The 17,531-nt window shown below is 69.0% G+C and carries 20 protein-coding genes and 1 tRNA gene; 19 read left to right on the top strand and 2 right to left on the bottom strand.

What is annotated here, in order from left to right; translation table 11 throughout:
• Nucleotides 1-157 precede the first annotated feature (157 nt).
• Together ACZ4AA_RS34085 and ACZ4AA_RS34090 are read left to right on the top strand one after the other, a co-directional pair.
• Entirely contained in the window at nt 158-1,393 is a 1,236-nt protein-coding gene (locus ACZ4AA_RS34085) for a helix-turn-helix domain-containing protein (RefSeq protein ID WP_467611300.1), read from the top strand.
• Nucleotides 1,375-1,953 (top strand): flavoprotein, encoded by a 579-nt coding sequence (locus ACZ4AA_RS34090; RefSeq protein ID WP_467611302.1) that lies wholly within the window; start codon nt 1,375-1,377, stop codon nt 1,951-1,953. Before ACZ4AA_RS34085 ends, ACZ4AA_RS34090 begins: the two co-directional genes overlap by 19 nt.
• Before the next feature lie 216 nt (nt 1,954-2,169).
• On the opposite strand, the gene ACZ4AA_RS34095 is transcribed toward ACZ4AA_RS34090, so the two are convergent.
• Nucleotides 2,170-2,565 (bottom strand): GntR family transcriptional regulator, encoded by a 396-nt coding sequence (locus tag ACZ4AA_RS34095; protein ID WP_467611304.1) that lies wholly within the window; start codon nt 2,563-2,565, stop codon nt 2,170-2,172.
• A 610-nt stretch (nt 2,566-3,175) separates the two neighbouring features.
• Here ACZ4AA_RS34095 and ACZ4AA_RS34100 point away from each other — a divergent pair.
• The 14 genes from ACZ4AA_RS34100 to ACZ4AA_RS34165 all read left to right on the top strand — a co-directional run bounded on the left by ACZ4AA_RS34100 (nt 3,176) and on the right by ACZ4AA_RS34165 (nt 13,654).
• Nucleotides 3,176-3,337 (top strand): hypothetical protein, encoded by a 162-nt coding sequence (locus ACZ4AA_RS34100; RefSeq protein WP_467611306.1) that lies wholly within the window; start codon nt 3,176-3,178, stop codon nt 3,335-3,337.
• A gap of 91 nt (nt 3,338-3,428) precedes the next feature.
• Entirely contained in the window at nt 3,429-3,698 is a 270-nt protein-coding gene (locus tag ACZ4AA_RS34105; protein ID WP_382783043.1) for a DUF6284 family protein, read from the top strand.
• Nucleotides 3,695-4,552, top strand: coding sequence for a protein spdB (locus ACZ4AA_RS34110; RefSeq protein ID WP_467611309.1), 858 nt, complete (start codon nt 3,695-3,697; stop codon nt 4,550-4,552). Before ACZ4AA_RS34105 ends, ACZ4AA_RS34110 begins: the two co-directional genes overlap by 4 nt.
• On the top strand, nt 4,549-5,166 hold the full coding sequence (locus tag ACZ4AA_RS34115; RefSeq protein ID WP_467611311.1) for a GGDEF domain-containing protein: 618 nt from the start codon (nt 4,549-4,551) through the stop codon (nt 5,164-5,166). Before ACZ4AA_RS34110 ends, ACZ4AA_RS34115 begins: the two co-directional genes overlap by 4 nt.
• Nucleotides 5,163-5,501, top strand: a complete 339-nt coding sequence (locus ACZ4AA_RS34120; RefSeq protein WP_467611313.1) for an RRQRL motif-containing zinc-binding protein — start codon at nt 5,163-5,165, stop codon at nt 5,499-5,501. Before ACZ4AA_RS34115 ends, ACZ4AA_RS34120 begins: the two co-directional genes overlap by 4 nt.
• Before the next feature lie 86 nt (nt 5,502-5,587).
• Complete coding sequence (locus tag ACZ4AA_RS34125) at nt 5,588-7,816, top strand: cell division protein FtsK (protein ID WP_467611315.1); 2,229 nt, start codon at nt 5,588-5,590, stop codon at nt 7,814-7,816.
• A 141-nt stretch (nt 7,817-7,957) separates the two neighbouring features.
• On the top strand, nt 7,958-8,209 hold the full coding sequence (locus tag ACZ4AA_RS34130) for a hypothetical protein (RefSeq protein ID WP_467611317.1): 252 nt from the start codon (nt 7,958-7,960) through the stop codon (nt 8,207-8,209).
• 18 nt (nt 8,210-8,227) lie between these two features.
• Nucleotides 8,228-8,422, top strand: a complete 195-nt coding sequence (locus ACZ4AA_RS34135) for a hypothetical protein (protein ID WP_466127605.1) — start codon at nt 8,228-8,230, stop codon at nt 8,420-8,422.
• Nucleotides 8,423-8,436: 14 nt separating this feature from the next.
• Nucleotides 8,437-8,910 (top strand): hypothetical protein, encoded by a 474-nt coding sequence (locus ACZ4AA_RS34140; protein WP_467611319.1) that lies wholly within the window; start codon nt 8,437-8,439, stop codon nt 8,908-8,910.
• 88 nt (nt 8,911-8,998) lie between these two features.
• Nucleotides 8,999-9,913, top strand: a complete 915-nt coding sequence (locus ACZ4AA_RS34145; protein WP_467611321.1) for a bifunctional DNA primase/polymerase — start codon at nt 8,999-9,001, stop codon at nt 9,911-9,913.
• The gene (locus tag ACZ4AA_RS34150; RefSeq protein ID WP_467611323.1) at nt 9,910-10,320 is read left to right on the top strand and encodes a hypothetical protein; all 411 of its coding nucleotides are present in this window, start codon (nt 9,910-9,912) and stop codon (nt 10,318-10,320) included. The genes ACZ4AA_RS34145 and ACZ4AA_RS34150 overlap by 4 nt, the downstream gene beginning before the upstream one ends.
• The gene (locus ACZ4AA_RS34155) at nt 10,317-11,735 is read left to right on the top strand and encodes a DNA primase family protein (RefSeq protein ID WP_467611325.1); all 1,419 of its coding nucleotides are present in this window, start codon (nt 10,317-10,319) and stop codon (nt 11,733-11,735) included. The genes ACZ4AA_RS34150 and ACZ4AA_RS34155 overlap by 4 nt, the downstream gene beginning before the upstream one ends.
• Before the next feature lie 243 nt (nt 11,736-11,978).
• On the top strand, nt 11,979-12,173 hold the full coding sequence (locus ACZ4AA_RS34160; RefSeq protein WP_467611327.1) for a helix-turn-helix transcriptional regulator: 195 nt from the start codon (nt 11,979-11,981) through the stop codon (nt 12,171-12,173).
• On the top strand, nt 12,170-13,654 hold the full coding sequence (locus ACZ4AA_RS34165) for a tyrosine-type recombinase/integrase (RefSeq protein ID WP_467611329.1): 1,485 nt from the start codon (nt 12,170-12,172) through the stop codon (nt 13,652-13,654). Before ACZ4AA_RS34160 ends, ACZ4AA_RS34165 begins: the two co-directional genes overlap by 4 nt.
• Before the next feature lie 141 nt (nt 13,655-13,795).
• On the opposite strand, the gene ACZ4AA_RS34170 is transcribed toward ACZ4AA_RS34165, so the two are convergent.
• Nucleotides 13,796-13,867 (bottom strand) — tRNA-Arg (locus ACZ4AA_RS34170).
• Between the two features lie 188 nt (nt 13,868-14,055).
• Here ACZ4AA_RS34170 and ACZ4AA_RS34175 point away from each other — a divergent pair.
• The 3 genes from ACZ4AA_RS34175 (at nt 14,056) to lysA (ending at nt 17,430) form a co-directional block, all read left to right on the top strand.
• Entirely contained in the window at nt 14,056-14,562 is a 507-nt protein-coding gene (locus ACZ4AA_RS34175) for a response regulator (RefSeq protein ID WP_467611376.1), read from the top strand.
• Nucleotides 14,563-14,855: 293 nt separating this feature from the next.
• Complete coding sequence (nrtL, locus tag ACZ4AA_RS34180) at nt 14,856-16,016, top strand: ArgS-related anticodon-binding protein NrtL (RefSeq protein WP_467611331.1); 1,161 nt, start codon at nt 14,856-14,858, stop codon at nt 16,014-16,016.
• 22 nt (nt 16,017-16,038) lie between these two features.
• The gene (gene lysA / locus ACZ4AA_RS34185; RefSeq protein ID WP_467611332.1) at nt 16,039-17,430 is read left to right on the top strand and encodes a diaminopimelate decarboxylase; all 1,392 of its coding nucleotides are present in this window, start codon (nt 16,039-16,041) and stop codon (nt 17,428-17,430) included.
• Nucleotides 17,431-17,531: the final 101 nt, after the last annotated feature.

Genomic DNA, 17,531 nt, shown 5'->3' on the forward strand with positions numbered 1-17,531 from the left:
CCCGCAGGATCAGAGATCCGGACACTGCGTCCGGGTCTCTTCGCTTTGGGCCGGTTACGCCCCCGTGGCACTGATGACAAGGAAGGCCGACTACCCGCCCCATCACCGGCTCGGTACCGTGTTTCCAGCCCCCACAATCAGCAGGAGGCAGCACGCAATGCGTGGTCTCGGAGATCACCTCAGCATCGGCGAGCGGATCGCGTTCTACCGCAAGCGACGCGGCTACACGCAAGAGGTCTTAGCTGGACTGGTCGGCCGAAGCACCGACTGGTTGGCGAAGATCGAAACAGGGCGTCGAAAGCCGCCTCGCATCGACATGCTCACGGAGCTGTCGCGGATCCTCCGGGTCCCTCTCGGGGACCTGCTCGGTCAGACCGTGCTCATGGAGGACGACAGGCAACAGGACGACGTGCCGGCCGTGCGTGACGCGCTCATGAGCCCGCGGCGCCTGTCTCGTCTGCTCTTCGGCCCCGAGGCCGATGTGCAGCTCCCTACGCCCGCCCCTGTGGCCGTGCGCGTGGAGCACGCTTGGAACGATTACCAGGGCGGGCGACTCGGCAGCGTGATTGCCGCGCTTCCCGCACTTCTCCAGACAGCCCAGGAGCTGGAGGAGCGCGCAGCACGCCGGGGTGAGGACCGCGGCGACTGCTGGGCCGTGTCGGCTCGGACACATCACCTTGCAGCAACAACGCTCGCGAAGATCGGCGAATCGGATATCTCATGGCTCGCTGCTGAGCGTGCGATGCGCGCCGCCGACGAGTCGGATGATCCTCTCGTGCTGGCATCCGCCGCTCGCTCCGGCACTCACGCTCTGCTAGCCAACGGCCGCTATGACGACGCGTTGGAGTTGGGCAATACGGCCGCGGCATGGCTGTCGCAGCGGGTCGCCGAGAACGACCCCGCAGCGCTGAGCCTGTTGGGAATGATCCACCTGCGAGCCGCTGTAGCGGCAGCACGCCACCAGGACCGACCCGCCGCAACGGGCCTGTTGGACCGAGCCGAAGAGCTCGCGGACGATCTCGGGTCGGATGAGAACTACTGGCAGACCGGATTTGGGCCCACGAACGTCCTGCTGCACCGCCTGTCGGTCGAACTGGACCTCGACAACGTGTCGTACGTGGTGGAGCGCGGGCGAATCAACGTCGACCACATGCCGCAGGAACGCAGCGTGTCGCACCGAATCGACTTCGCGCGCGCTCTGTCGCTCGCTGGACAAGGAGATGAGGCGTTCACCGAGTTGCGAACGGCTGAACGCACATCGCCGCAGCTCGTACGAAACAATCCCCGGGTGCGCGAGACACTGCGGGACCTCATCAAACAGTCACCGGTCACCGGCGGCTCGCGCTCGTCTGAGGTGTTCGTGATGGCGCAACGATGCAGGGCGGTGCAGTGAAGTCAGGCAAGCGTGGGACGCTCGGGGTCGTCGGGTCGGCCGCTGGAGGCGTAGAGGCCCTGCGTACCGGCCTCGTCGAGCCCGCGATGGAGCGAGGTTGGCAGGTGGCCGTCACTCTGACGCCGACCGCGGGTCAGTGGCTACGGATGAGCGGTGAGACCGAACGACTGGAGAAGCTAACCGGCCTTCCTGTACGCGATGAGCCGCGGTTGCCGGGTGAGGCGCGACCGCACCCGCCGGTTGACTGCTATGTGGTCGCTCCCGCATCGGCCAACATGGTTGCCAAGCTCGCGACGGGACTGATGGACAACCAGGCGCTGACGCAGGTGGGCGAGGCTATCGGCACCCTCGGGTTGCCCGTTGTCATCTTCCCTCGGGTGAATGCGGCGCATGCTCGCCACCCGGCGTGGCAGCGCCATATCGACACTCTCAGGGCGGGAGGGGTGCGCGTCGTCTACGGTCCGGACGTGTGGCCGCTCTACGAACCACGGGAAGCGCCGGCGGGGCGCGAACTCCCGTGGGCGGCGGTAATGGATGCAGTGGACGACGCTACTCGGTGACGAGTCGTCAACTACCCTGACCAGCAAGGAAAGAGGACCCGGACAGTCTGTCCGGGTCCTCTGCCGCTCCCGGCCACATGCTCATTGGCATGTCAGGGATTCAAGAGCGAAGCGGCGAGCCGGACGGTATGACTCCTGCTGAACTCGCTTTGATCAAAGCGAGTTTGAGCGAAGCGCGAGTCAAGGTCGAACGACTGCTGAGGCGCGCGGGCGAACTCACGGCGATGGCGGAGTCTCGCTGCCGACCAGTCGCTCAAGCCGATCTAGACGCTCACCGAGCAGGTTGAGGGCGTCGTGAATCGTGCTGAGTTCTGCCGCCAAGGCAGAGAACGCGGGGCTGCTGCCCGGCTCGGTGCCGAGGGGCACAGAGGGGTCACGGACGAACGTCCCGCGGCCCTGCTGAGTGAGAACCAAGCCTTCGTCTCGAAGCTGACCGTACGCGCTCTGAACGGTCATGAGCTGCACGCCAAGTTCCTTGGCGAGCTTGCGAGCGGCTGGAAGCTGGCCACCGGGCTCGTACTCGGGCTCGGGTCCCGCGATCTTCGCGCGGAACTCCGCCGCAATCTCTTTGGCTGTGGGTGTCTGCTTGGCCACCTTCGGGCTCTGGTCCATAGCTTCGAGAGTAACCGGACCTAGGTCAATCTCTGATCCTTTCGCGAACCTCCTTGACAGTCAGATTGACATGGGTCAATCTGAAGTCAGTCGGGAAGTGGGCCCTAAAACGGCACCACTTACCGCATTCGTAAGTGTTTGACCTGCACGTATGGCGCACCGGAGGAAAGCCCGAGGGGGTGAGTACAAAGGGAGCGTCGATTGGTTGAGAACTCAACAGTGTGTCTGAATCGACGGGGGAGAATCCCCGTTCCCCGCAACGGCCCGGGTAACGGCCGCCGGCGGCCACTTCCTCGCATGTCAGCTCTGGAGACCAGCCATCGGGATCATCCCTCCCTCACGGGAGGTCAGCCCGTTGGTTGCCACCTGGTATGCGCCGCCCTGCTGGCGTCAGAGCAGTGACGATGACGCGCCCGATTCACCGGCTCGGGGCCGGCCTGCCACGCAATGGCCGGCTGGCAAAAGCCGATCTCGCCGCCGCAGCGTGCAGCGCTGCGGCCGGTTGCCTCCCTCGCCCGTCCGGCCTTTCCGGTCGTACGGGCGGGGTGGCAGGGAGCCGGGGCCGGAACCGTCCGGCCAGGCCCAACCCGCGAACCGTCAGGAGACCCGCATGTCCGGCAAGAAGTCGCAGCAGCCGTCCGACCTGACCACCCCGGAGAACGTGCAGAAGGGCCAGCAGGTCTACGCCCGCCTGGTGTCCGGCGAGTGCAAGGACGTCACGGCAGAGCTGAACAACACCTACGGCCGAAGCAGCAAGAACGAGCACGGCTGACCCTCACCACCACCCACAACGGCGCGCGGTCCCCGGGTTGCCCCCCGGGGACCGCTTCGGGCCGTACCACCCTGAGAGGAACCACGACCCAATGAGTCCCATCGTCACTGTTCAGGAAGCTGTTACCGCGTTCGCCGACTGGAACGAGCCGACGGATGCGGAGCTGGACGCGATCGATCGGGAGATGCCGCTGATCCTGGCGGACGTCGACCTGATCGACGCACAGATCACCGCCATGGACCACACCCCGAACGAGGTCGACACCCGCCGCGTGCGCCGCGCCCTGGCCCGGGTCCTCACCGAATACCGCGTCCTCGCCAACCGCACCGCCGGCGAGATGGCCGCCGGGGGCGCGGCGTGAAGGCTAAGACCGCGCTGCCCGCCGTCACGATGACGGCGGTGTCCATGGTCCTCACCCTGGCCGTGGTCGTGATGTGGCTGGGCACGGCAATGCCGTGGCCGGTCGCACTCGTGGTCGGCCTGGGTATCGATGGGGGCTGGCTGGCCACCCTCGCCTACGAACGGCGCCTCGCCGCCCAGGGCGACCACAGCAACGCCGTTACCGGCGTGGGCTGGTCGTTCGGTCTGGTCGCCACCGGTGTCCTGGTCGCTCACGCCCTCATCGCGGAGGCGAACACGGGTGCGTGGCTGGCCGTGTCCTGGCTGCCGATCGCGGCGAAGGCCCTGTGGCTGGTGCACGGCATGTGGGAGCGCACCGCCCTCACCCCGCGCGCACTCGACGTGATCCGTGGCGTTCAGCAGGAAGCCCGAGACAACGCGGCCGTGGCCCGCGCCCAACTGCGGGCAGAAGCCACGACGGAGGAGACCCGGCTGACGGCCGTGACGCAGGCCGGCGCCCGCGTCGCACGCGTCCAAGCTAAGACCGCTCAGACCCTCTCCCGGGCCTGGTCGACCCTGGAGACGGCACGCAACGGTGAGGACACCGGCAGGGCGCTGACCAGCGTGACGAGCCGCGTCACGCCCGACGTCACACCGAGTTGGGAACTGCCCATCTGGGGACCCACCGAGACGCTCACCGCCCTCGAATCCGGGCCAGCCCTCACCGACGCCGAACTTGACGCGGTCGTGGACGAGATCCGTACCAGCCGCGTTCCGGCCCTGTCCTACCGCGAGATGGCGACCCGCTTCCGCACCGCCGGCCACTCCGCATCCGAAGTCCGCTTGCGGGCTGCATGGAAGCGGGTGGCGGCATGAACACCCTCGCCGCACTCTTACCGGCCGTGCCGCCCGTCCTCGGGTGGGCGGCACACGCCCGGTGGCTGCACGGCAGGCTGAACACGGCCCGCCGCGACCCGCTCACCGGCCTGTGGACACGGGACGCGTTCACCAGCCGGGCCCGTCGCCTGCTGCGCGACCCGCGCGCCGTGGTCGTGCTGGCGGACGTCGACCACTTCAAGCAGATCAACGACGCCCACGGCCACGCCGCCGGTGACGCGCTGCTCGCCACGGTCGCCGCCCGCCTCGCCCACGGCACCACCCTCGGCGGGGTGGCGGGGCGGCTCGGCGGGGACGAGTTCGCCGCCGTCGTCGTCGACCGCGACGGCACGATGCCGGATCGGCTGCACACCCTCGCCCGCGTCCTCGCCCGGCCGGTCGACACCGCCCCCGACGTGCACACCACCGTCTCGCTCGGGTGGGTACGGGCCGCCGACCACCCGGGCGAGGACCTGTCAGCGCTGCTGCGCCGCGCCGATGAGGCGATGTACGCGGCCAAGCGTTCCGGCCGGTCCGGTCCTCGCCGGGCCCGCCTCGGTCGACTGCTCGGGTCGGTGGCGGGCCGTCGTCCGGGACGGCGCGGGGCGGCGTGAGCACGCTGCCGGTGTTCCGGTGGCACCTCGCCCCGGACGGCTACGCGACCCGCCGCCAACTCCGGTCCCGCGGACTGCGGCCCGGTGGTCAGCAGGTGGCCGCGACGCTTGAACGCCCGCGCCGCCGGCGCCCGCCGCTGGTCGCCCACCTGTACCGCGTCGACCTCGCCAAACCGGTGCGGCCGATGACGCCGGGCCGATGGCGGGCTCACGCCGCGATGATGCGCGCCCGCCGCACCTGCCCCGAGTGCGGCAGGGATGCCGGATACGTCATCCCGCCCTCGCTCGGATCGTGCGTGACCTGCGCCTATCCCGAAGAACAGCGCGCTGCCTGAACCATCCCTGGAATTCCGGGTCCGGCCGCCCGACCTTCCACAGCAAGCCGGCCGGACCCGTCGACTCCCGAAGGAGTACGTACATCGTGACCGAGACCACCACTTTCACGCCCGCCGGGGACCCGGAGGGCATCGAGCGGCCGACGGCGGCCGTGCTGCCGTTCCCGCTGAAGAAGAAGACCGACCCCGACCCGACCGGCCCGAGCGAGGGTGTGGTGAAGCCGGGGGAGTGGGAGGCTGAACTCCCCGACACCGACGACCCGGAGGCCGACGGCCTGACCGACGGCGCCCCGGTCGACCCTCCGCGCGAGGTCTACCCGCCCTCGGCCGCGGAATGGATGCAGGAGCGGGACAAGACCCGTCTTCCCGTCCTCCCGGACTGGGTCAAGCTCCCTGACCAGCGCACGGCCGTCCGCAAGTGGGCCGTCCGGCACTACTCGGCTGTGGTCGGGTATCACGCGGTCCGTCTGCCGCTGGTCTACACGCCGAAGATCTGCCTGTACGCGCCTCGCGGTGCGTGGCGCTGGTCGGCCGCGACCGGCCGGTGGGTGTTCGACGCGGAGGGCAAGACGCTCAGGCTCGCGGCCGTGGCCGCTGAGGACGCGGCGGAGTACCTGAAGCTGTCGCGGCAGCGCAACGACCGCGTCCGACTGCGGGGGATCGTCGCCGCCATCGCGTCCATGGTCGGTCTCGCCGCCGCCCTGACCCTCTACGTCATGGCGCCGTCGTGGCTGCTCCTGCTGGCCATGGCCGCGCTGACCACGACCCTCGGGGTGGTCGGGGCGCCGGCGGACCGGCCGCTGATCGACATGGCCAAGGTGACGTTCCGCAAGCGGCGGCTGTCCTCGGACATCGTGATCCGCGCGCACGAGGTAGCCGGGCTGACCAGCAAGGATCAGACGGTTGCCTTCCCGCGGCCGATCGGCCGGGACGGCGACGGATGGCGCGTCGTGGTGGACCTGCCCTACGGCAAGACGTTCGAGGACGCGATGAAGGCTCACGGCCGCCTCGCCTCCGGCATGGACATCGCCCCCACTCAGCTCTTCCTCGACAAGGACGAGACGAGCGGCCGGCGGGTGTCGTACTGGATCGCCGACCGTGACCCGCTCGCCGTGCCGTCCGGCAAGTCCCCGCTGCTGGGGGCGACCCGGGTGGACTTCTGGAAGCCGTTCCCGTGGGGTGTGGACGAGCGCGGCAACGCGGTGATGGCGACGATGCTGTGGCTGTCGCTGCTGGTCGGCGCCGTTCCGCGGCAGGGCAAGACGTTCTCCGCTCGCACGATCGCGCTCGCCGCGGCGCTGGACCCGTACGTGCGCCTGTACGTGTTCGACGGGAAGGCGTCGCCGGACTGGCGCAAGTTTGCGCTGGTCGCGCACCGGATCGGGTTCGGCATCGTGCCGAAGAACGGCATCGACCCGGTGGCGCATCTGCTCACCTCGCTGCGGGAGTTGAAGGCGGACGTCGAGGACCGATACCACCGGCTCTCGGAACTGCCGCTGCACATCTGCCCGGAGGGCAAGCTGACCCCGGAGATCAGCCGGGACCCGAAGCTGAACATGCCGCTCACGCTGTTCGTGGTGGACGAGGTGCAGGAGTACCTGACCCACCCCGAGCACGGCAAAGAGATCCTGTCCCTGATGGTCTACCTCGCCCGGGTCGCCCCGGCGGTCGGTGTCTCGGTGATGACGGCGACGCAGAAGCCGGACGACAAGGCTTGCCCCTCGGAGCTGCGTGACCAGCATCAGGCACGGTTCGCCCTGCGGGTCGGCGCCTACCAAGTCTCCGACACCATCCTCGGCGCCGGCTCCTACTCCGAGGGGCTGGACGCGTCCAAACTCCTCAAGTCCCACAAGGGCGTCGGACTGCTCAAGGGCATGTCCGACGACTCCGGGATCGTGCGCACCTACCTCGCCGACGGCCGCGACGCGGAGCGCATCCTCACCCGCGCCGCCGCCCTGCGCGAGGCCGAGGGCACCCTGTCCGGCGACGCCGTCGGCGAGGCCCCGGCCCCGGAGACATCCGCGACGATCCTGGACGACGTCGCCGCCGTCCTCGGCAAGGGCGAGGCCAAGGTGTGGTCCGAAACAGTCGTGGACCGCCTCGCCGACCTCCGCCCCGAGACCTACGGCCCGTGGGCGGAGTTGGAGCCCAAGCCCAAGGCGGAAGCGCTCACGGCCGCGCTCAAGCCGTTCGGTATCGGCACCGGGCAGATCAGCCGGCGCATCGACGGCGAACAGGTCAACAAGCGCGGCATCAAGCGCGACGACATCGCCACCGCGATTACGCAGCGCAACCAGAAGCGGGACGCCGGATAGGTCTCGGAGGGTGCTACCGGTAGCGGCGGGCGTCGCTACCGGTAGCAACCCTGCTAGCAACCCAAACCACACCTGATCAGGCCGCTAGCAGATAGCGGCCCACCTGCGGAAACCCTCGAAAACCCCTCCGAGAGGCCCCTGATGAGCCTTCCCCTCCTTGCTATCGCATGCCTGCTCGTCATCACACTCGGTTACGTCGGTAAGTGCTGGCTGAGCCCGTTCGGCGACTGCCGCAAGTGCCACGGCATGGGCCACGCCTTCAAAACCGACCGCAAAGGCAGGACCCGACGCGGCCGGGACTGCCACCGCTGCCACGCCACCGGCAAGCGCATACGCGTCGGCCGCTGGATCTACAACCGCGCCGCGCGCACCTACCGCGCCGGCACCCGCTGACCCCGCCGGGAGACACCCGTGGTCCTCACCATCCCCCTTGTCCTGCTGCTCGCCGCCGTCCTCGCCCTGCTGCTGCGCTTCCGCGCCCTCGGTGCCGGCGCGGCCGTCGCCGCCGTGCTCTTCGGCTTTTACCTCGCCGACACCGGTGCGGCCGACACCGTCAACCAACTCGTCACCGCCGTGACCGGCGCCCTCGCCGGCACCGGCCGCTAGAGAAGGAGACCGCCGTGAACGGACACGCCCCCGCCCCGCGGACCGACCCGATCGCCGCACCGGCGTACGACCTGGCATCACTCACCCTGTACGCGCCAATCCCGGCCGCCGTGGAACTGGCCGCCGAACGCGGGCCGGTGGTGTGGGTGCCCGACGCCTACGGGCGCATGGTCCCCATGCCCAAGCACCTCGCCCCCGCCCCGGTCCTCGCCCCCGAGCCGCGCGACCTCACCCCGCTCCCGCTCCTGGACCCGCTCGCCCAACGCTTCCTAGGTGCCGGTCTCGGGGGCGGTGCCCTCGCGGCCGGGATCGGCTACGGCGTCGGCGAGATCGTCAGCGCTGCCGCAGGAATCAGCGGCGGGGCCCTCGTGTGGGTCGCCGTCATCGTCCTTGCCCTGCGAGCCCCGGCCCGGGCGATCAGCGGCGGCAAGGGCAGCACGGTCAACATCCGCAAAGCCGTGATCAAGCGGAACCGCTTCTACAGCTAGCTACGCCAAGGGCGGCCCCCGCATCTCGCCAAAGAACGGGGCCGCCCTTGCCAACCAGTCCGCAACAGACCTGTTGGAGGTCTTCAGCATGACGCAACCGACCGACAGTCCGCGAGAGGCCTTACTCGCCGCGGCCCTGACAGCCGCGGAACGCGGCTGGCACGTCTTCCCGCTCCGTCCCGCCACGAAGCGCCCCGCGCTGCACGGGGAGGCATCATGCCCGCGCACCGGAGTGTGCGCGGCCGGCCACCGCAAGTGGGAGCAACGCGCCACCACTGATGCGGACCGCATCCGCGCCACCTGGTCCCGCGGGCCGTTCAACGTCGGTATCGCCACCGGCCCCTCCGGGCTCTTGGTGGTCGACCTCGACGTGCCCAAGGACAACAGCAACAAGGGCACGCCTGACGGCGCGGCGACCTTTGGGGCGCTCTGCGAGCGCACCGGCCATGTCGTCCCCGACACCTATCGGACGCGGACCGCAAGCGGTGGCGGGCACCTGTACTTCACCGCGCCGGTGGGGGCGCGGATGACCAACACCGCGGGAACCATCGCCCCGTTGGTCGACACGCGGGCATGGGGCGGCTACGTCGTTGCCGCGGGCAGCATCACCCCCATCGGACCCTACGAAGCCGTCAGCGGCCCTGTGGTGTCCCCTGTGCCGTCATGGCTGCTGAGCATCCTTCGGCCGGCCCCCAAGCCTGTACAGGCACCTTCAGGGGCCGTGGCGGGGCAATCCCGTCGATACGCGGATGTAGCGCTTGCCGCGGAGACGCGGAATGTGGCCGCGGCTCAAGTCGGGGCGCGGGAAGCGAAGTTGTTCCGGGCCGCACGCGCTCTGGGACGGTTCGTCGCGTGGGGCGACCTCCCCCGGGACGTGGTAGAGCAGGCTCTTCAGGCGGGGGGCGAAGCGGCCGGACTGTCCGCGTCCGAATGCCGCTCCACGCTGCGGAGCGCTTTGGACTGGTCGATTGCCCACAACCAGAGCAGCCGGCGGACGGCATGAGCACCCCCCGGCATCCCCCTCTGAAGAGCATCACCACCACCCCGGACGGCCCGCACGCCGCTCCACAGCCTGTGGACACCGTGGCCGTAGGCGAGCCGAAAGGCGCCGCCCGTCAGGGCGTCCGAACAAGCTCTGACCCGCACACGAGCGACACGAACAACCCCACACCCAACCGCCCCGGCATCCGCATCTTCGCCCCGCCCGTCTACCGCCACCCCAACGACGGGGCCCGCTGGTCAAAGCGGCACGGCAGCACCCCGAACGCCGCCTACGCCTGCCCGTGCGGGCAGACCCGCACCGCTACCGGAGCCCACGCCGTGGCCGCGCTGGTCGCCGACTACCGCGCCCACCGATCCGTCTGCACCGGCACACCCGCTCCGCTTGCCGAAGAGAGGACGGCCGCATGAGGAACCGCCCCGCAACCGACACCGAGACCGAGGAACTGCCCCCACCCACCAACCCCCTGGCCGTCGCCCGCCGGCTGCTGCCCGACTGGCGGACCGAGGACGGACGGCTCGTGTGCCGGCGCTGGCGGGCATCGTGGATGCGCTGGAACGGCTCCTGCTGGCGCGAGATGGACGACGCACAGATCCGCGCCGGCATGTACACCCGTCTCGAACACGCCATCTACATCGGCGTCAACAAGAAGGGAGAGCCGGAACCGCACCAGTGGGCCCCGACAAAGCAGAAGATCGGCAACCTGCTCGACGCGCTCGGGGCGATCACCTTGCTGCCCACGGATACCGACGTCCCGGCATGGATCGACGGGCAGGGGGCGACGGGGCAGGATGAGGGACCCATCGTGGCCTGTGAGAACGGACTCCTGCGGATTCAGGACCGTGCGCTACTGCCGCACGGTCCGGAATTCTTCAACCTCGTGTCCGTGCCGTTCGCCTACGACCCCGACGCCACCGCGCCGACGTGGGAACGGTTCCTCGCGCAGCTCTGGCCCGACGACCCGGACAGCATCGCCGCACTTCAGGAGTGGTTCGGCTACGTCCTGTCCGGCCGGACCGACCAGCAAAAGATCCTGCTCATCGTCGGCCCGTCCCGCTCCGGCAAGGGCACCATCGCCCGCGTGCTGAAAGCGCTGGTCGGCAAAGAGAATCTGGCCGGCCCGACCCTGGCCGGGCTCGGGACGAACTTCGGTCTGTCCACGCTGATTGGCAAGTCCCTCGCGATCATCTCGGACGCCCGTCTGTCCGGGAACGACAACAGTCAGGTGGTGGAGCGGCTGTTGACGATCTCCGGTGACGACACGATCGACATCGACCGCAAGTTCCGCGAACCGTGGACAGGCCGGGTGCCCTCGCGGCTAATGATCCTGTCCAACGAGCTGCCGCACTTCGGAGATTCCTCCGGCGTCATCGCTAACCGGTTCATCCTGCTCAGCATGCGCGTGTCCTGGCTCGGCAAGGAAGATTCCACCCTCACCGACCGCCTCACCGCAGAGATGCCCGGCATCCTCAACTGGGCCCTGGACGGGCTCGCCCGCCTCCAGCGCAACGGACGGATTACACAGCCACCGTCCAGCCGCGAGGCCATCACCACCATGCAGGACACCGCCTCGCCGACCAGTGCATTCGTCCGCGAACGCTGCACCACTGGCCCGGCATGCACCGTCGCCGTGGACGATCTGTGGAACGTATGGCGCGAGTGGACCGAGGACAACGGCGTACGCCACGGCACGAAGCAGATCTTCGGCCGCAACCTTCTGTCCGTCATCCCTCAGCTCATCCTCACCCGCCCTCGCGACGGCGGTATCCGTATCCGCACCTACACCGGAATCGGCCTGCGCCCCTCCCAAGAGGCACCCGAGTAGAGCGCCGCCGACATTCCGCCGGGTCGCGGACCATCGCGGACCACCCTGCCTGACCTGCGCATTCATCAACCGCGGAAACGGGACCATCGCGGACCACCCGTCCACCGGTGGTCCGCGATGGTCCGGACGCGACGTCAACAAAGCCGCAGGTCAACAGGGGTGGTCCGCGATGGTCCGCGACCCACGGGAATGTGACGCCAACTTCATGCCCCACAACACAACTCCAGAGAGGACGCCGCCGGCATGAGCGCCCGAGTGGTAGACGAAAAGATGACCATTAAAGAGGTCATTACCGATCTGAAGGTTCCCCCTTCGACCTTTCACAGATGGCGGCAACTGGGGAAAGCCCCTAAAGCCATCAAGCTCCCGAACGGAGACGTTCGAATACGGCGTTCGGAATACGAGCGTTGGCTTGCGGAGCGGGAGGACGCTGCGTGACCATCAGTAAGAACGGTGCAACTCGGGGCGCCCACGAGAGTGGGCGCCCCGGGGGCAAGGAACACGTCTTCTCTAGTGATGTTCGCGTATGGGGGATCAGCAAAGTAAGAAGCAAGAGCGCGCCGTATCAACTCCGTTGGGCGGTGGCGGGAAAACGCTGCTATGCGTCATTTTCTACCTTCACACTCGCCGACAATCGCCGCGCAGAGCTACGGCAAGCCATGCGTAAAGGCGAGGCGTTCGACGTGGAGTCTGGTATCCCTGAATCGGAGGTTCGAAAAGCTGAAGCAGCGGCAAAAGATGCGGCCGAATCCAAGGCTGATCCCACATGGTGGGAGTTCTCGCGTGAGTTCATGAAGCGTCGCTGGCGTACTGCGGCGGCAAAGACGCGGGAAGGATTCGCGGACAGTCTTGCAGCGGCTGCCTTGGGCATGCTCGGGGACGGATCTGATGCTCCCGAACTTGCTGCGGTGCGTCTGGCCATCAGATGGGCGGTGGTACCGAGTCATGAGAACGCAGAACCTCCACCGGCCTTGGAGAAGGTTTGTGCGTGGCTCGCAGAGAACTCCCGTCCGCTGTCCGCGCTGAGGGAATCCGGCATCGCCGAGGACGTGCACTATCGGCTCGCCTACAAGCTTGACGGGAAGCTCGCGGCCAAAGACACCTACAAGCGCCGCCGGCGAGGCTTCAACTCGGCCATGGCGTACGCGATTCAGAAGGGGTATCTGGAAGCAAACCCAATTGCCGGGCTGGAAAGGCCCGCCACTGCCGCCAGTGGACCTATCGACCCTCGCGTACTCATGAACGCCGTACAGGGGCGGGAGTTCCTAACCGCCGTCTCGTATGTGGGGTCGGTGCACCGAAATAGAGGAAGGCGTCTGGTCGCCTTCTTCGGCTGCATCCTGTACGCGGCAATGCGTCCGGCGGAAGTCGTAGCGCTGCGACTGGATGACTGCCACTTGCCGGAAACGGGATGGGGTGTGCTCACTCTGCGTGAGACTCGCCCCGTGTCGGGCAAGAAATGGACCGATTCCGGCGAGAGGCACGATAAGCGGGGGCTGAAGATGCGGGACCCGGAGGCAGACCGGCCGGTGCCCATACCGCCCGTCCTGGTCGCGATGCTCCGGGCGCACGTGAAGGAATTCGGTACGGCGGCCGACGGCCGGCTGTTCCAGAATGAGCGGGGCGGTCTGGTGGGCACTTCCAGCTACTGGCGCGTCTGGCAGGAGGCGCGCCCCCTCGCGTTCCCGCCGCACAAGATCCCGTCCCCGCTCGCTAGGAAGCCCTACGACGGCAGGGCCACGTGCATTACCGACTGGCTCCGTTCGGGCCTCCCGGTGGCGGAGGTGGCTCGCAGGGCTGGCACGTCTCCTGAGGTCATCGACCGCCACTATGCGGGCTGCCTCGACAACAGCGAGGCAGAGGACAACAAGAAGATCGAAAGGGCGATGGGTTGGGGATCGCCGGACGCTGCGTTATGAGCCGTGCGTGGCTCACGCACTCCTCACGCACAATCAGTGGGAGAGAGTGAGAAAGGGCGGGAGTCAGTGAGACTGACTCCCGCCCTTATCTGTCGGCATCCGCCCTGGTCAGATCGTGGTTCTGGGTGTCTGACAGGCGAGTGCCCCCGGCAGGATTCGAACCTGCGCACACGGCTCCGGAGGCCGTTGCTCTATCCCCTGAGCTACGGGGGCGTGTCGGGCGCTTTGTGCGGCGACGGGTAGAACCCTACCAGCTCTTTCAGGGGTGATCGCCACGTGTTTTGGTCGGGGTGGGGGTGGTGTTGTGGGGGCGGGAGAGGGGAGTGAGGGGCGAGTGGGGGACGGGGGAAGCGGGGTGGGTGTGGAGGGTGGCTCGGGTGGTGGGGCCGTGCGGGGTGGAAGTGGGGAAAAGCCGGACGCGGCGGTGGGCGCGGACCTACTCTCGAGTTGTGCCAGGCGCGTCCGGTCGGGTGCTTGTTGTGGACGACAACAAGGTCATCCGGCAGCTGATCAGGGTCAATCTCGAGCTGGAGGGTCTCGAGGTCGTGACCGCGGCTGACGGTGCCGAGTGTCTGGACGTCGTCCATCAGGTCCGGCCCGATGTCGTCACCCTCGACGTCGTGATGCCCCGGCTCGACGGCCTCCGTACCGCCGCTCGGCTGCGTGCCGACCCGCGGACCCGGAATCTTCCCCTCGCCATCGTCAGCGCCTGCACGCAGTACGAGGTCGAGAGCGGGCTCGACGTCGGAGTCGATGCGTTTCTCGCCAAGCCCTTCGAGCCATCCGAACTCGTCAGTCTCGTACGGCAGTTGATCGAGCGGCGTGAGGTGGACGGTCCGCGCGAGGTGAGTGGTGGCGCGGACGATGCCGTCGAGGAGGCCGAGCGGGCCGGGCGCTCCGGGCATTGAGCCCCTCCGGGCATGGATTCCCTCCGGGCATGGATTCCCTCCTGACGCTGAGTCCTTCCGGGCATTGAGTTCTTCCGAGCCATGAGTCCCTCCCGGTGTTGCGTGCCTCGGGGGCATTGAGCTCCATAGGCCGCCGTGCATCGGCCCTTCATATGGCGCCCGCGGCTTCTTTCGATCATCAATTCGATCGTGAGCGGCATCCGCACCCCCTCCCCGCATCAGCCCCGTCCACATCCCGGACCATCGACAAACTGGCTCGCGTTCCCACCCCCCTCCTCCCCTAGGCTTGCCCCGTGACCCCCGTCGAGCTCTCCCGTACCGTGCTGCGCGCGGTGCGTCGTGCTGTCGACGTGGGGGAACTGGACGTCTCCGTGCCCGCGAGCGTGGCGGTCGGTCCGCCGGGGCCCGGTGGGTGCGGGGACTACGCGAGCAACGTCGCCCTACGGCTGGCCGGGCAGGCTCGGCAGCCGGCGCTCGAAGTCGCCGGGATCCTGCGGACGTACATCGAGCGCGAGCCCGGTGTCGCCGAGGTGACCGTCACCGGGCCCGGTTTCCTCAACATCACCCTCGCCGGTGGCGTGTCCGCCGGCCTGGTCGAGCAGGTTCTGGAGCAGGGGACGCGCTACGGGTACGGCGACACCCTCGCCGGACAGCTCGTCGAGCTGCGCGTGCCCTATGACACCCGGGCCGAGATCGTCGCCGACTCCCTCGTACGGATCGTCGCCACCCAGGGCGGACGTGCCGAGGTCCGTCACGCCGAGCCCGTGAACCTGCGGCCCGTGCCCGCGCCCGAGGACCCCGCTCTCCTCGGACACGACGCCGCCCGCTGGGCACTGCTCCACCCCGCGGCGCACGACCGGCCCCGGATCAGCGCCGATCACCTTCTCCAGCGCGAGAGCAACCCTCTCTTCCGCGTCCGTTACGCCCACGCCCGCACCCGGGCCCTGCGCCGCAACGCCGCCACCCTCGGCTACAGCCACAGCCACAGCGAGAGTCAGAATCACGGCGAGAGTCAGAGTCAGAGTTACGGCCACGGTCGCAGCCATGCCGTCGGCCCCGGCCCCGGCACCGACCCCGTCCTCGCAGCCGTCCCCGCCCCCGCCGACAGCTCCCGCACGGACGCCCCGCCGGCCCCCGTTCCCCCCGGCCCCACCCGCACGACGACACCCCCCGGCCCCGGCACCACCCCCGCCGAGACCGAGCTCCTCGTCGCGCTGGCCGACTACCCGCACGCCCTGCGGCTCGCCGCGCGGGACCGGGCGCCCGATCGGGTGGCGCGGCATCTGGTCGTGACCGCCGACGCCGTTCTCGGTTTTCAGTACGCCGTGCTGCCGCTCGGCGACGAGAAACCCTCGGCCGCCCACCGTGCCCGGCTCGCGCTCGCCGAAGCCGCCGGGGCGGTGCTGGCCGGTGGCCTGTCCCTGCTCGGCATCAGCGCACCCGACTACCTTTGACGAAGCAGAAAGCACTCCAGACATGAGCCGTTCCGCGCACCCCGCCGGGCCCCGTCACGCCGACGTCCTCACCGAGGGCCACTACAGCGCCCCGCCCGCCGACCTCAACGTCCTCGACCCCAAGGTCTGGTCGCACACCGTGAGCCGTGGGGAGGACGGGGCCGTCCGCGTCGGCGGGCTCGAAGTCACCGCGCTGGCCGAGGAGTTCGGCACTCCGGCGTACTTCCTCGACGAGAGCGACTTCCGTGAGCGGGCGCGCGCCTGGCGCACCGCGTTCGGGCACGACGCCGACGTCTTCTACGCGGGCAAGGCCTTCCTCTCGCGCGCCGTCGTACGGTGGCTGCACGAGGAGGGGCTCAACCTGGACGTGTGTTCCGGGGGTGAGCTGGCGACGGCCCTGTCGGCCGGGATGCCCGCCGACCGCATCGCCTTCCACGGCAACAACAAGTCCACCGACGAGATCCGTACGGCCGTCGAGGCCGGGGTCGGGCGGATCGTGCTCGACTCCTTCCAGGAGATCGTGCGGGTCGCCCACATCGCGCAGTCCCTCGGCAGGCGGCAGCGGGTCCAGATCCGGGTGACGGTGGGCGTCGAGGCGCACACGCACGAGTTCATCGCCACGGCGCACGAGGACCAGAAGTTCGGGATCGCGCTCGCCGACGGACAGGCCGCCGAGGCGGTACGGCGGGCCCTCTCGCTGGACGCGCTCGAACTCGTCGGGATCCACTCGCACATCGGCTCGCAGATCTTCGACATGGCCGGCTTCGAGGTCGCGGCCCGACGGGTGGTCGCGCTGCTGGCCGCCGTACGGGACGAGCACGGGGTCGAACTGCCGGAGATCGACCTCGGCGGCGGCCTCGGCATCGCGTACACCAGCGACGACGACCCCCGCGAGCCGCACGAGATCGCCAAGGCGCTGAGCGAGATCGTGACGCGTGAGTGCGAGGCGGCGAAGCTGCGCACACCGCGGATCTCGGTCGAGCCCGGGCGCGCCATCGTCGGTCCGACCGCGTTCACGCTGTACGAGGTCGGCACCGTCAAGCCGCTCGACGGGCTGCGGACCTACGTCTCGGTGGACGGCGGCATGTCCGACAACATCCGCACCGCGCTGTACGACGCCGAGTACAGCGTCGCCCTGGTCTCGCGCACCTCCGACGCCGAGCCGATGCTCGTGCGCGTCGTCGGCAAGCACTGCGAGAGCGGGGACATCGTGGTCAAGGACGCCTTCCTGCCGGCCGATCTGGCGCCGGGCGACCTGATCGCGGTGCCGGCCACCGGCGCGTACTGCCGGTCCATGGCCAGCAACTACAACCACGCGCTCCGCCCGCCGGTCGTCGCCGTGAAGGACGGCGCGGCGCGGGTGATCGTCCGGCGCGAGACGGAGGAGGACCTCCTGCGTCTCGACGTCGGGTGAGGCTCAGGAGTCCGTCGTAAGAGGCTCGGGAGCCCGACGGCGGGAGACCGGATCGGCCGGTGCGGAACCGGACGGAAGATCTCCTGTCGTCACCTTCCAGA

The organism is Streptomyces sp. NPDC024698 (assembly GCF_055559015.1).

Bases quoted from the DNA above. Each gene is read 5' to 3' on its own strand.
- ACZ4AA_RS34085 (WP_467611300.1), top strand. From the start codon at position 158: ATGCGTGGTCTCGGAGATCACCTCAGCATCGGCGAGCGGATCGCGTTC.
- ACZ4AA_RS34090 (WP_467611302.1), top strand. From the start codon at position 1,375: ATGCAGGGCGGTGCAGTGAAGTCAGGCAAGCGTGGGACGCTCGGGGTC.
- ACZ4AA_RS34095 (WP_467611304.1), bottom strand. From the start codon at position 2,565: ATGGACCAGAGCCCGAAGGTGGCCAAGCAGACACCCACAGCCAAAGAG.
- ACZ4AA_RS34100 (WP_467611306.1), top strand. From the start codon at position 3,176: ATGTCCGGCAAGAAGTCGCAGCAGCCGTCCGACCTGACCACCCCGGAG.
- ACZ4AA_RS34105 (WP_382783043.1), top strand. From the start codon at position 3,429: ATGAGTCCCATCGTCACTGTTCAGGAAGCTGTTACCGCGTTCGCCGAC.
- ACZ4AA_RS34115 (WP_467611311.1), top strand. From the start codon at position 4,549: ATGAACACCCTCGCCGCACTCTTACCGGCCGTGCCGCCCGTCCTCGGG.
- ACZ4AA_RS34130 (WP_467611317.1), top strand. From the start codon at position 7,958: ATGAGCCTTCCCCTCCTTGCTATCGCATGCCTGCTCGTCATCACACTC.
- ACZ4AA_RS34145 (WP_467611321.1), top strand. From the start codon at position 8,999: ATGACGCAACCGACCGACAGTCCGCGAGAGGCCTTACTCGCCGCGGCC.
- ACZ4AA_RS34150 (WP_467611323.1), top strand. From the start codon at position 9,910: ATGAGCACCCCCCGGCATCCCCCTCTGAAGAGCATCACCACCACCCCG.
- ACZ4AA_RS34155 (WP_467611325.1), top strand. From the start codon at position 10,317: ATGAGGAACCGCCCCGCAACCGACACCGAGACCGAGGAACTGCCCCCA.
- ACZ4AA_RS34160 (WP_467611327.1), top strand. From the start codon at position 11,979: ATGAGCGCCCGAGTGGTAGACGAAAAGATGACCATTAAAGAGGTCATT.
- lysA (WP_467611332.1), top strand. From the start codon at position 16,039: ATGAGCCGTTCCGCGCACCCCGCCGGGCCCCGTCACGCCGACGTCCTC.